Annotated in this window: 11 protein-coding genes; 3 read left to right on the top strand and 8 right to left on the bottom strand. The window is 40.9% G+C overall.

Translation table 11 applies throughout. From position 1 onward, the window contains the following. Positions 1–429 precede the first annotated feature (429 nt). The 6 genes from FNZ24_RS20695 to metB form a co-directional block, all read right to left on the bottom strand. A complete protein-coding gene (locus tag FNZ24_RS20695; RefSeq protein ID WP_153916686.1) occupies positions 430–963 on the bottom strand; it encodes an SRPBCC family protein in 534 nt (177 codons plus the stop codon). A gap of 156 nt (positions 964–1,119) precedes the next feature. Further along, entirely contained in the window at positions 1,120–1,368 is a 249-nt protein-coding gene (locus FNZ24_RS20690; RefSeq protein ID WP_153916685.1) for a cysteine-rich CWC family protein, read from the bottom strand. A 228-nt stretch (positions 1,369–1,596) separates the two neighbouring features. Then, the gene (locus FNZ24_RS20685; protein WP_153916684.1) at positions 1,597–2,652 is read right to left on the bottom strand and encodes a c-type cytochrome; all 1,056 of its coding nucleotides are present in this window, start codon (positions 2,650–2,652) and stop codon (positions 1,597–1,599) included. 9 nt (positions 2,653–2,661) lie between these two features. After that, on the bottom strand, positions 2,662–3,339 hold the full coding sequence (locus FNZ24_RS20680) for a c-type cytochrome (RefSeq protein ID WP_228768571.1): 678 nt from the start codon (positions 3,337–3,339) through the stop codon (positions 2,662–2,664). A 213-nt stretch (positions 3,340–3,552) separates the two neighbouring features. Continuing rightward, complete coding sequence (locus FNZ24_RS20675; protein WP_153916683.1) at positions 3,553–5,946, bottom strand: bifunctional aspartate kinase/homoserine dehydrogenase II; 2,394 nt, start codon at positions 5,944–5,946, stop codon at positions 3,553–3,555. 98 nt (positions 5,947–6,044) lie between these two features. Then, entirely contained in the window at positions 6,045–7,205 is a 1,161-nt protein-coding gene (gene metB / locus FNZ24_RS20670; protein WP_153916682.1) for a cystathionine gamma-synthase, read from the bottom strand. A gap of 222 nt (positions 7,206–7,427) precedes the next feature. Between metB and metJ the strand changes: the two genes are divergently transcribed. Together metJ and FNZ24_RS20660 are read left to right on the top strand one after the other, a co-directional pair. After that, positions 7,428–7,745 (top strand): met regulon transcriptional regulator MetJ, encoded by a 318-nt coding sequence (gene metJ, locus FNZ24_RS20665; protein WP_153916681.1) that lies wholly within the window; start codon positions 7,428–7,430, stop codon positions 7,743–7,745. Positions 7,746–8,095: 350 nt separating this feature from the next. Then, positions 8,096–8,836, top strand: a complete 741-nt coding sequence (locus FNZ24_RS20660; RefSeq protein ID WP_153916680.1) for a sulfite exporter TauE/SafE family protein — start codon at positions 8,096–8,098, stop codon at positions 8,834–8,836. A gap of 116 nt (positions 8,837–8,952) precedes the next feature. On the opposite strand, the gene FNZ24_RS20655 is transcribed toward FNZ24_RS20660, so the two are convergent. Further along, positions 8,953–10,179 carry a conjugal transfer protein TraF gene (locus FNZ24_RS20655; protein WP_153916679.1) on the bottom strand — a complete coding sequence of 409 codons (1,227 nt, stop codon included), beginning with the start codon at positions 10,177–10,179 and terminating at the stop codon, positions 8,953–8,955. 120 nt (positions 10,180–10,299) lie between these two features. Continuing rightward, entirely contained in the window at positions 10,300–11,208 is a 909-nt protein-coding gene (locus FNZ24_RS20650) for a LysR family transcriptional regulator (protein ID WP_153916678.1), read from the bottom strand. A gap of 110 nt (positions 11,209–11,318) precedes the next feature. Between FNZ24_RS20650 and FNZ24_RS20645 the strand changes: the two genes are divergently transcribed. Then, positions 11,319–12,038 (top strand): SDR family oxidoreductase, encoded by a 720-nt coding sequence (locus FNZ24_RS20645; RefSeq protein ID WP_153916677.1) that lies wholly within the window; start codon positions 11,319–11,321, stop codon positions 12,036–12,038. Positions 12,039–12,323 lie beyond the last annotated feature (285 nt).

Genomic DNA, 12,323 nt, shown 5'->3' with positions numbered 1-12,323 from the left:
CGAAGCAGTCTACAAGCGAGGTTAAAAGCTGGATGATTCTCCGTTGGAAATTTTGCTGTTTAAATTTCGCCGGAGCTGCGGGGTGTTCTAAGAGGGAGTCGCAGTTCACTCCCTTTTAGTCTGGTGTGGGCGAAGCGCCACGACTTTGATTTAGACGTTGACCTAGACTTTGAATTTAGATTTTTATTCAAATCTAGAAATCAATAGCTGCCGAATGCTGTAACTAATAATGGAGCAAAAATGAGTTTGCCAATATCGCCCCTATCCGATCTTAATCAGCAAAGAAAACACAGTTCCTATAAGAACCATGCTTTCTTTCAATTCACCCACATATTCTTAGATATTAACCATTATAATGAGTGTTACACCTTTAGGAGTTCATAACATAATTTCTCTTCTCATGTTCTTTGAGGGAAGTAGAATATCTAACTAGTTTTCAAGTATGACTTTCAGATTATCCAAACCTTGTTGTAAGTCATTGCCAATCACAGTTTCAAAGTCCATAAATAGCATCATTAAATTCATTGGGTAATTCATATGTCCACTAAACCCCCAATTAACCTGAGTTTGATTACTATCAATGGATTTAAAGCTTATGTATGCAGGCGATGTAGCTTCGAAAGGACTTAAAAATCGCAGCTCATAATCGATACGTTGATTGGGAATTATCTTAATAATTTCTTGCTCGCCAACACCCACGTCTGGGTTTTCGCTGGCCCACGCTGACACAAATCCTACACTGCCATCCTTACCCTTGTAGGTTTTTTCCATATTAGGGTCCATCTGTGCCCACTTACTAAAATCATTCTGATTTTTTAGGTATTTGACGTAGTCATATACGGTTTCATTAGCTTGATTAATCACTATACTGCGCTCAACAAAGTAGTCTTGTTTCACGAAAAGTGCGGTAATGAAGGGAATAGCAATAATAACAGCAAGAACTAGGAGTATTTTTTTTATCATGATGTTGATCCTAATGTGATGATAATTAAGTATATCAACCACTTTCAACATCACCATGCAAATTTAACAATAAATCAACAATCATTATTAACGCAGCGTAAAACTCACCCTCAACAATGCTAATTCGCCTCACAACTCAAATGAGATCTCATTTAGTTATTGGGTTAACTTTTGATAACAGCTTTGGCAAATACAGGCTTTACCATTTAGTCCCGCTAATAACTTAGGATCTATTTTTGCTTTGCCAGATTGAGTTAAGCACCAGCAACTTTCTATTGATAAACCCGCTGTCACAGCACATTTATTTTCTTTAAGGCATACCGGGCATGTTAATGGCTCTGCCACTTGTTGTTTGTTTTCCGACTCAAGATGGCGATATACCTGCACAACTTCTTTCTTTGTCATTTCTTATAATTACCTTGTTACCCTAACTTCACGTGAGTATGACTTCAGTTAATTTTTCACGGGTTAAGTTTAAAAGCTAACTGTTTCGTTTTCTGCCAGTAACTGCACAGTATAAAACAAAAAATCGGTGCCAAAGCACCGATTCAAGATAATTGATGCTTTAAAGGATGTTTCCTTACTCAGGCTTTCTTATATGTTTCCTTACTCATGCTTCATTACCCATGTTTCTTATTTAGACGCAGGAAAAATAGGATAAGATTTAGAACCTAATATCACTGAGGGATCTGCTGCACTGGGTTTTCCATAAAAACCTTCATGCTGATGATACTTTGCCTGAGTTTCAGCGACATTACCTTTATATCTCGGATCTTGAGGACGTTCATGAGCATTAACAAATGCCGCGACATCCCAAGCTTGTTGCACTGTAAGCTGAATGCTTTTGCCTAATGGCATATTTTCATAAATGAAATTAGCAGCTGTATTCACTCGATGCATACCAGCACCCCAATTATAGGTTTGCGGCCCCCATAAAGGCGGTAATGCACTCACTTCGGCCATTTTCACACCTTGTCCATCATCGCCATGACATGCCTGACAATGAGCTTGATATACAAGCTTACCTCGCTCTACTGAATAGGCTAACTCAGGCTTTTCTAGCTTAGGAAAACCTCTTCCTGGCAGCTTAGTAAGCGCTTGTTGATCAAGCTTTGAGGTAATCGCTTCAGGTAACGGAAAGTCTTCTCTATTACCGCCCTTAAGTAAGTCAGAATCTGACATTTCAGGAACTGGGCCCGCGACATTAAACTGATTCATTAAACCACTCATGGCTAGCCAGTATGAATAAGCAGAAATAGACACTAACGCTTCACTACCAGACTCAGGCGCTTTGCCATTCATTGAATAAGTAAAACAACCTTGAATACGTTCTTCATAACTATTCACTTTGTCATTTTTTTTACGATAGGCTGGGTAGGCCATATATGCGCCCCACAAAGGCGATGCATTAGCCTTATTACCCGCATTCATATGGCAATTCACACAATTTAATTCGTTGCCTACGTAGGTACCTCGCATCTGCTGGCTATTCACAAACAATTGATAGCCCTTTCTTACTTTATCGCCGAACTTTCCCTGTGGAATAGTCGATAAAGAGTTGGGTTGAAGATATTGCGCATTGGCATCTTTGGCGACAGATGGCAGTTGTGCTTGTCTATCAGGCAATTCAGTCGCCGATAGGCTCATACTGAGTAACACACCAACTGCTGAAAAGTAATATAGCTTCATAGTATGTCCTTATTTCTGAGCCGAAAAATATTGAGTTAACGCGTCGATTTCTGAAGCGGTGAGCTTTTTAGCAATACTGCCCATCATGTTGTCGGCATCACCAGTACGGGCACCAGACTGCCATGCTAATAGCTGATTTTTTAAATAAGTAGGCTCTTGGCCAGCTAACCTAGGAAACTGACCCGCGCCAATACCAGAGGGGCCATGACAGCTTGTACAAGCTGGAATATCTCGCTCCCAATCACCTTGGAAAGCTAGCTTTTCTCCTATATCGGTTATGTCCACTTTATCACCACGATACTGAAGCTTGATCTCAGCCACAGGTTTAGCTGCAAAGAAGTCTGACACTAGCTTTATGTTATCGCCTTGCACTGTCATCGCCATTGCCATCATCGTTGGGTTCTGACGCTTTCCTGTCTGAAAGTGACTCACTTGCTCAGCAATATATTCACTCGACAAACCAGCTAATCTAGGCCCAGCGACACCAAGTCCTTCACCATGCACACCGTGACAACTGAGGCAGACCTGGGCAGGTGCAGGCACAGTTTGTAGTAACTCTTTTGGGGATTGTTCAGGAATATTGGCCATCACACCAAAACTCAAAACACCACTCAATAAGGCACTCCCTAATACGGCAGCATTGATACTCATTAAATAGCCATCCTTTAAACGATTATTTTTATTCATTTATCAGCCTCTTTTGAAATCCATCTCCGACTAAATACCACTATAGACAAAATCCCATGCTAAAACTGAATACTTTTTGCACAACCGCATAAATTTGATTGAATAGATTTTTCGTTATTATTCAAGATACAAAAAAGGCTTACTCCTTTTAGGAATAAGCCTTTAAAATTAATCATGACCTGACGTTAATGCATAATATAACGTCAGTCAGTCTTACTCTTGCAGTAGATCCTTACAGATCTGCACCAAATCAGACTGGACGGCAGCTGCAGTCACCTCTCGACCAGCACCAGGGCCGCGAATAATCAGCGGATTGCCTTGATAAAATGCGCTGCGGATAACAAACACGTTATCGCCTGGGGTTAAGTTTGCGTATGGATGATTTGAATCAACCCATTGAATGCCAACTTCTGCGTGCATCTTACCGTCAACTTTATCGAGCGACGCAACATAACGTAGTACCTTGTTTTGCTCCGATGCGGCTGTAAATTGCTGCAGCATGCTTTGATCTAACTCACCAATGCGAGCAAGAAAGTCATCCAGTGATAAATCAGCTAATTCTGCTGGTACTAGCGAATTTAAAACAATATCTTCAAGCTCAATATCAAAGCCAATTTCACGGGCAAGAATTAACAGTTTTCGCTGCATGTCTCGGCCAGAAAGATCGTCTCGCGGATCGGGCTCAGTGATCCCTAATCCTCGCGCTTCAATCACTAAATCTGAAAATGACTTCTGGCCATCGTAGTGCTCAAACAACCAACATAAAGTACCAGAGAAAATACCGCCAACAGCTTCAATCGTGTCGCCGCTATTGCGCAAATCATTTAATGCATGTTGAATTGGTAAACCTGCGCCACAACTGGCGTTATAACGCCAAAATAAGCGACGATTACTGAGCTGCTGTTTTAACTCACGATAAAACGGAAGTGGACCAGAACCAGCAAGTTTATTCGCACTCACCATATGAATACCACGAGAAAATAATTCAGGGTACTGCAGAGTTAAACTCGCGCTAGCACTGATATCTAGTGCCACTAATTCATCACAATCAACTTGCTCTAACTGCTCAAATAAACTTGGGTAATCCCACGCTTTTGCTGTGGTATCAAAGCTGTCTTGCCAGTTACTAATATCAATCCCTTGAGAACAAATTAATGCTTCTTTAGAACTAAGCAAGCCAACTAACTGCACCGTGGCTTCAAGTTCACGATTCAATGCTGCAGATGAACGCTGGAATAAATCGATCCAAGCTTCACCAATATTACCAACACCTAAAAGTAACACACCAATTCGCATGCGCGGGCCTGCGCAGCGACGATGGACCTTTTGAGTCAATAAGTTAACCTGTGTTTTTGGCACTAAGGTCACTAAGCTCAACCCATCTTGATACAAGGGTTTAGCATCGCGACTTAATAAACGCGCAAAGCTACGACGGTAGTGCTCAGCGTCAGCACTCACTAAGGCGACTAAGCCCAATTCTTTACTAATGCTAATATCACTAATTGCCAAGGCATCGCTATTTAGTGCGAGTAAATTCTGCACTTGCTTCTGGCTTTCAACGGTAAAAGCTAATTCCACTTTATGATGTGCTGAAGTCCAGTAAGCTAATGGAGCTATGCCCTCTTGAGCCAGTAGCTCAATTAAATCTTGAGTTTGAGACTGCTGCTTAATTCGAAACAACACCACTTCATTTAAATTTGTTACCACTGGCGCGCTCGCAGAGGAGCTTTGCGGTGCAATCAGAGTAAAATCAGTATGCGAGGCATAACTTGAGCGCACAGCTAAACTAACATTAGTGTCAAACAGTGGCTGTAAAGTACGGCTATGTAGTACTGGCGAACCTAAATGTGCAAGACGGTCAGCTTCAGCAAGCGACATACTATCCAGTAATTTAGCATCGCTAATTTTATTAGGATCGGCGTTAAACACACCCTCTACATCAGTCCAAATGGTGACTCGCTCAATATCCGCTAAGCTGGCAATTAAGGTAGCGCTGTAATCAGAACCATTTCGGCCAAGTAATAAGGTTTCATTTTGTTGATTGGCACAAATAAAGCCAGTGATAACTAAACGTTCATCAGGATGTGCTTCAAGCAAGGTCTGAACTTTTTGGCGAGACTCTTCGATACGGATATTCGGCACAACGCCTTCGTCAGCCACGAGAATTGAACAAGCATCAACGTTTACTGCTGCGACACCTGACTCTCGTAAAAGTGCAGCCATTAATCTTGCAGACCAACGCTCCCCAAAACTCAGGACATGATTTAATTGAAACTCATTGCGCTGCTCAAGTGATAGCAAGCTGATAAGCTGTGACTTATCAGTAGATAAACGCTCACGTAAATCACGTGCCTGTTCGTTAGATAAAAGCTGCTCAATGAGGTTTTGCTGGTAGCTGATAAGAACTTGAAGCTCTTCTTGCCATAAATCACCTGCTTCTCGCAGGGATAATAGTTTATATAAAAAATTAGTACTCTTACCCGCAGCTGACACAACGACTAAATCATCACAGTTTCCATGAGTAAGCAAAATATGTGCGACGCGGCGATAACAATCAGCATCAGCTAGACTTGAACCACCAAACTTATGTAAATGACTGCGGGTCATTTGTTACTCCTTAAACCACTTTTTGCGCCGCCATATTGACTGAATATGGCAACAATAAAATCTTACTGACTCAGCTTATGACAATCTAATTTATTAGCTTAAAGTGCAGCGACAGCAGCTAAACCTGCTTCAATATCAATCACTAAATCTTCTGCGTCTTCAATACCCACAGATAGTCTCAATAATGTATCTTTAATGCCAGCTTCGTAGCGGGCTTCAGGCGCCATTGCTCTATGTGTCATTGTGGCAGGGACGGCAACTAAGCTTTCCACTCCGCCTAAGCTTTCAGCAACACTGAAAATCGACAGTGCTTCTAAAAATGCAACCACTTCAGCTTCACCACCTTTAAGCTCAAAACTTAACATAGCGCCAAAACCTTTTTGCTGTTTGGCTGCAATATCGTGACCTGGGTGGTCTTTTAAGCCTGGATAATAGACTTTTTCAACGACACTACTTGCTTTTAGCACTTCAATGACGCGTTGTGCATTGGTTTGATGCTCTCTGATACGAACAGCAAGAGTACGAATACCGCGAAGCGTTAAGTAACTATCGAAAGCTGAACCTGTTAGGCCCAAGGTATTTGACCACCAATGCAATAACTCACCAAGTTCTGGGTCTTTAGCGACAACAGCGCCACCAACCACATCACTATGGCCATTAATGTATTTAGTGGTTGAGTGCATCACGATATCAGCACCCAGTTCTAGTGGTTGCTGTAAAATTGGTGAAAGGAAGGTGTTATCAACCACAACTAACGCATCAACGTCATGACTCGCTGCCACAATCGCTTTAATATCCACAACGCGTAAAAGTGGATTCGAAGGGGTTTCTAACCAAACCATTTTTGGTTTTTGTGCAATGGCATCTGCCAGTGCTTTCTCGTCAGTTTGATCAACAACCAATAATTTAAATTGGCCTTTGTTGGCAAGATTAGTGAACAGTCGGTAACTGCCCCCATAACAGTCATGGGGAACAACGATTAAGTCTTCAGGCCCTAGTAAACTGGTCACCAGAGTAATCGCCGCCATGCCTGTGCAAGTGACCACACCTGTAGCACCATTTTCAAGCTTGGCAATCGCCTCACCTAATACACAACGTGTCGGGTTACCAGAACGGCTATAGTCGAACTCTCTTGGGTTTGTGTGTCCATCAAACGAGTAATTAGTCGAAAGATAAATCGGCGGGACTACTGCGCCATATTGTGTATCTGATTCGATACCTTGGCGAACGGCAAGTGTAGCTGCGCGATGTTTGGTCATAGTTTGCTCCTAAAGATTGACACACTAGAATAAAAACAACATAGAGATGTCTAGATGGCTAAATGTACCTAAGCTAAATCAGATCGTCAACACAAATTAGACGTTTAGACGTCTAAACATAAAGAAATCTATTTGCATTCGTTATAGAATAGCAGCAATAATTTGACTGTAATAAATAAGCAGTTAAAATCTGCCACGAATCTATCGTATAAAGGTGAGTTAATGACTGAATGGAATGGCGACTATATCAGCCCATATGCCGAACATGGCAAAAAAAATGAACAAGTTAAAAAGATCACGGTATCGATTCCTTTAAAAGTATTAAAAGTACTTACCGATGAACGTACTCGCCGTCAGGTTAATAACTTGCGTCATGCAACCAACAGCGAACTTTTGTGTGAAGCATTTTTACATGCATACACTGGCCAGCCACTGCCAAATGATGATGATTTATCTAAAGAAGGCCCTGATAGTATCCCAAGTGAAGCGAAAGCGCTGATGGATCAAATGGGTATAGAGTGGGAAGATTTAGACGAATAAGTCTGTCGCCAACCTAAGCTTAAAGCTAAATAAGAGTTGGCGATTACCCTAGGAAATATTGCATGACTCTTAGCTTACGTTTCGGTGTAAGCTTTCAGCACTCTGTCTATCAAGCTTTATTTATCAAACTTTGTTTATCTACTTTTGATTCTATAGCTTTGGTGCTATAGCTTTGTTTGCCTAAATTGGGTTACCTGACCTAGCTTAGTGAATTAGCTTAGTGCAATAGTAACTTGAACGGCTTACTAGAATAATTTGCTCATTTAGCAACTAACGTCACTGTCCACCAGCGACACAATACCTGCGTAAAATCGAGATATCAGGGTCACTTAGCACTCAAAGAGAAGTATATGGCATTTATCGATCCGCAAACCTTGATGCTGGCATCGTTGATTATATTTCTCGGTGCGTTAACCCAAGGCCTTATTGGTTTCGGGTTAGCCGTTGTTGCAAGCCCTCTGCTGTATATTATTGATCCCCAACTTGTACCCGCACCTGTTATTGCTTGTGGTTTTTTCATCGCTTTTCTTACCTTGCTACGTGAACGAACCTCACTTCAATTTAATGGTCTGCAATATGCGTTAATTGGGCGTATCCCCGGTGGCTTTCTCGGTGCAGCATTACTACTGTTTGCGCCACAATCCATATTAGGTCTGGCTATTGCCTTTATCGTTGCCAGTGCGGTCATTCTGAGCTTTTATAAAATCACTGCTCCAGTCAATCGCTTCACACTATTCATCGCAGGGATCCTGTCAGGGATATTTGGTAATATTGCCGCTATTGGTGGTCCACCATTGGCCATTTTATTAGCCGGAAAAGATGCACCGCAATTTCGCGCTGCATTATCAATCTTCTTTGTATTCAGCTCTATGATCGCAATGATCATTTTAATCATCGTTGGCTTAGTTGAAATGAAGCATGTTTGGTTGTCTTTAATGCTGCTTCCATCGGTTTTTTTAGGCAGTTTTGTCGCAGGAAAACTCAGCAACAAAGTGGATAAACAAAAAACGCGTATAGCCACATTAGTATTGTGTGGCTTAAGTGCCTTGGTGCTAACAATAAAGTCATTAATTGAATTGTCTGTGGGATAAAATGTGGCTATGAGAATGAGTGACTAAGTGGGTGATTAAGTAAGTGAGTAACTCACTAGAGCTGTAATATTCATGGGGTATTTTACTACTTAGACGGGAGTCTAAACCAAGTCTGCCTAAAAGTGATAAGAGGTTTGTAGCACTGCCCCAATAGCATCATCTTCGCCATAACTACCACTCATATCAAGCTTAAAAGCCTGACCAATCGCAAACCCGGTTCCAAATGAATAGATATCAACAGTATTGTCTTTTAAATCGTGGCGATATCCCATGCGTAACGATAACCAATCAGTCGCTTTAACCTCACCGCCCACTCGCCAATATTGCACAGCATCAAACTCTTTAAAGCGTGTTTGATCAATTAAGTCTATGTCTGTTGTTAAGGTAACTGATGTCCAATCGTATGCTACGCCAGCTGTAATTAAAGGTTCAACCTGATAATGGAACTCACGACCTTGCGCCTCAACGGTTTTAACAGTTTTACTGAAAAGGTTTCGTGCAGACAAACCAATTGTTAGTTCATCCATAGGTTCAAAAGCAACACCGATATCCAAATTAAATAAATTCTCATCATTTCTATATTTATCATCATCAAAATCATCGGCATCAAAATTATTAGCATTCACAGAGTAATGGTAAGTGTCGATTCGTTGAAATTTGGGCGAAACACCCACTCTGACTGGCATGTTAACAATCGATAGAGGAAAGCTAAGCGCCACACCAAAGTCAGTTACACCACCCGCTAAAACCACGCCCTGAGAATCTAAGTCACTGATCTCAGAAGGCGGATTAAGTGGATCTAAGTTATTTAGTGTATCAATATCAGATTGAGCGATATCAGCGACACCAACTGCATCGATATAACTTTTATAAAATACAGCCATCGGCAGATGTTCATTGTGGATAACGAACGCGGCTCCAACACCAGCAGATACATTAGCTGTATTACCTTTCAACGATTCTAAATCAATGACTAAATCATCTCTAAAAGCTTCAAAATCATCGGTGTCGCCATTATTAATCGCATCTTCTAAACCATCATAGGAGTCTTGAAGCGAATCAAATTTATCAATCATGTCATCGCTATCATCACCTTCGGCGCCAACAGCAGGGAGTAATAATGAAAACTTTTGCGTCTTTTTTATTTCTTCGTTGGTATAAGTTGCATGGGGAGTAAGAATTGCCAATAAAGCAGGGTTAATAAAACTTGCACCAATTCGATTAGATGCTGCTACACCTGTGCCGCCCATACTGTCACTGCGAGCTTCAAAATAAAGCCCGCTAGCTTGCACATTAATGGCAAGCACAAGTAAACAGAAAGCTAGCGCAAGTCTTTTTAGCATCCATCATTTCCCTTTTTATTGTCTATTAAAGATAGTAGAAATAATTAAAAAGGGAGATCAAATCCCATAAATATGCAGATAAGTTTTATGCTGATTCTGGCAAAAAATTAAAATATGTATCTATAAATCAGGTAGATAAGATTTAAATTTTTCATGAGTAAATTGAATAAATTTTTTCAATCGCTCAGGTTGAAATTTGTCTTTATGATAAAGCACATAAAAGGGGGTATCGGGAATATGCCAATCAGTAAAGACTTCCACTAACTGGTTTGTGCGGATTTCTTCAGGACAATACAAATAAGGTAATCTAACTATCCCGTTACCTGCTAAGGCGCTAACTTTCATTGCTCGGCCATTTTTACACCTAAAATTCCCCTTAATCGCGACTTCGATACTCTCTTTAGCTGAGTCTACTTTCTCAAATCGCCAATGATTGATTGAACCAACAATACAAGCAAACTTATTCAACTGATTGGGATGAGTTGGGTGACCGTAATGCGCCAAGTATTCTGGGGAGGCAAGCGTACAATTTTTAATATCCATCAGTTTTCTAGCAATCAAACCAGAATCGGCCAATTCTCCCATTCTAAACACTACATCAAAATGATCTTCAATTAAGTCCACTCGCTGACTGCTGAAATCTAAGTCTATGGTGATATCGGGATAAAGCTGGATAAAGTCATTGACGAGTTGCACAACAATCTCTTCGCCGATGACACCGCCCACACAATTAATGTAAATATTCCCTTTAAGTTGCTTCGCACTTTCCACCGTGGTCGCAACCGCCATGTCTATTTGCTGCAAGGCTTGCTGGCATTGTAATAAAAATGACTCACCTTGCTCTGTTAACCGCTGCGTTCGTGTTGTTCTGACAATTAAAGTCACTCCTAGAAACGTCTCTAAACTCAGTAATTGCTTAGATATATGAGAACGAGAACAACCTAAGGCTTCTGCTGCTTGCGTAAAGTTACCCAACTCAGCAATAACAACAAATGCGCGGATATCGACTAAATTTATTTCACTATTCAAGGTAAACACCATTAGAAGTCATGTGTAAACAATTATGTTCTTTATTGATTATATATCACCAATAAACCTTTCTCTATAATTCTCCCAACTTACAAATAGAGGTCGAAAAAATGAAACAACTTATCGTAATTACTGGCGCATCTTCAGGTATTGGTGCTGCTATGGCTAAAGCATTTAGCGCAAAAGGTCACCCTCTTTTATTACTTGCTCGTCGTGTAGAAAAAATGGAAGCGCTTAAGCTTGAAAATAGTTTAAGCATCAGTGTCGATGTAACCGATGCGACAGCAATGAAAGCTGCTATTGCTAGTGCAGAAGACAAGTTTGGGCCTGTAGGCTGCTTAATTAACAACGCAGGAGTGATGTTATTAGGTCAAGCTGACGAGCAAAATCCAGCAGAATGGAGCCAAATGCTCAACGTTAATGTGATGGGCGTATTAAATGGAATTCACAGCGTACTGGCTGACATGAAAGCTCGCAAAACAGGCACTATCATTAACGTGAGCTCAATTGCAGGTCGTAAAACCTTCCCAAATCACGCTGCTTATTGTGCGACTAAGTTTGCTGTTCACGCATTAACTGAAAACATCCGTGAAGAAGTGGCAATGGATGATGTGCGTATGGTGACGATTGCACCTGGCGCTGTTGAAACAGAACTACTCAGCCATACCACTAGCCAAGATATCAAAGATGGCTATGCTGACTGGAAAGAAGTGATGGGTGGTGTACTCGCTGCTGAACATGTTGCCGAAACTGCCTTATTTGCTTATGAAATGCCACAAAATGTTTGTGTTCGTGAAATCGTGTTAGCTCCAACACGTCAACAGCCTTAAGAGTAATAAGGCTCAGCAACTCTTAAACAAAAACCATGGGTTTTCACTCATGGTTTTTTGTCATTAACAGCTCAAAAAGCATCTAATAATATTCACTATGACTTATTAATCATATCTCATCTTAAACTTTGCAGTTACATGTCATCTGAACAGAAAATAAACTGTTGAAATTGTGAGCGTTCATCCTTAAGTTAACCATGAACATACTAAAAAATAGTCTACGCTTTAATCTGAGCTTTTTATTATGTCATTGACTAGCCATGTTAACGAATAGGATGACTGTAA

Origin of the sequence: Shewanella sp. TC10 (assembly GCF_009663145.1) — a bacterium.
Classification (GTDB): Bacteria; Pseudomonadota; Gammaproteobacteria; order Enterobacterales; family Shewanellaceae; genus Shewanella.
Note: the sequence above shows the minus strand (reverse complement) of the source record. Positions and strands in the feature narration are given on the sequence as shown.

Excerpts from the sequence above, each read along its gene's own strand:
- metB (WP_153916682.1), bottom strand. The coding sequence starts at position 7,205 with ATGACCAAACATCGCGCAGCTACACTTGCCGTTCGCCAAGGTATCGAA.
- metJ (WP_153916681.1), top strand. The coding sequence starts at position 7,428 with ATGACTGAATGGAATGGCGACTATATCAGCCCATATGCCGAACATGGC.
- FNZ24_RS20660 (WP_153916680.1), top strand. The coding sequence starts at position 8,096 with ATGGCATTTATCGATCCGCAAACCTTGATGCTGGCATCGTTGATTATA.
- FNZ24_RS20655 (WP_153916679.1), bottom strand. The coding sequence starts at position 10,179 with ATGCTAAAAAGACTTGCGCTAGCTTTCTGTTTACTTGTGCTTGCCATT.
- FNZ24_RS20690 (WP_153916685.1), bottom strand. The coding sequence starts at position 1,368 with ATGACAAAGAAAGAAGTTGTGCAGGTATATCGCCATCTTGAGTCGGAA.
- FNZ24_RS20680 (WP_228768571.1), bottom strand. The coding sequence starts at position 3,339 with ATGAATAAAAATAATCGTTTAAAGGATGGCTATTTAATGAGTATCAAT.
- FNZ24_RS20645 (WP_153916677.1), top strand. The coding sequence starts at position 11,319 with ATGAAACAACTTATCGTAATTACTGGCGCATCTTCAGGTATTGGTGCT.
- FNZ24_RS20685 (WP_153916684.1), bottom strand. The coding sequence starts at position 2,652 with ATGAAGCTATATTACTTTTCAGCAGTTGGTGTGTTACTCAGTATGAGC.
- FNZ24_RS20675 (WP_153916683.1), bottom strand. The coding sequence starts at position 5,946 with ATGACCCGCAGTCATTTACATAAGTTTGGTGGTTCAAGTCTAGCTGAT.
- FNZ24_RS20695 (WP_153916686.1), bottom strand. The coding sequence starts at position 963 with ATGATAAAAAAAATACTCCTAGTTCTTGCTGTTATTATTGCTATTCCC.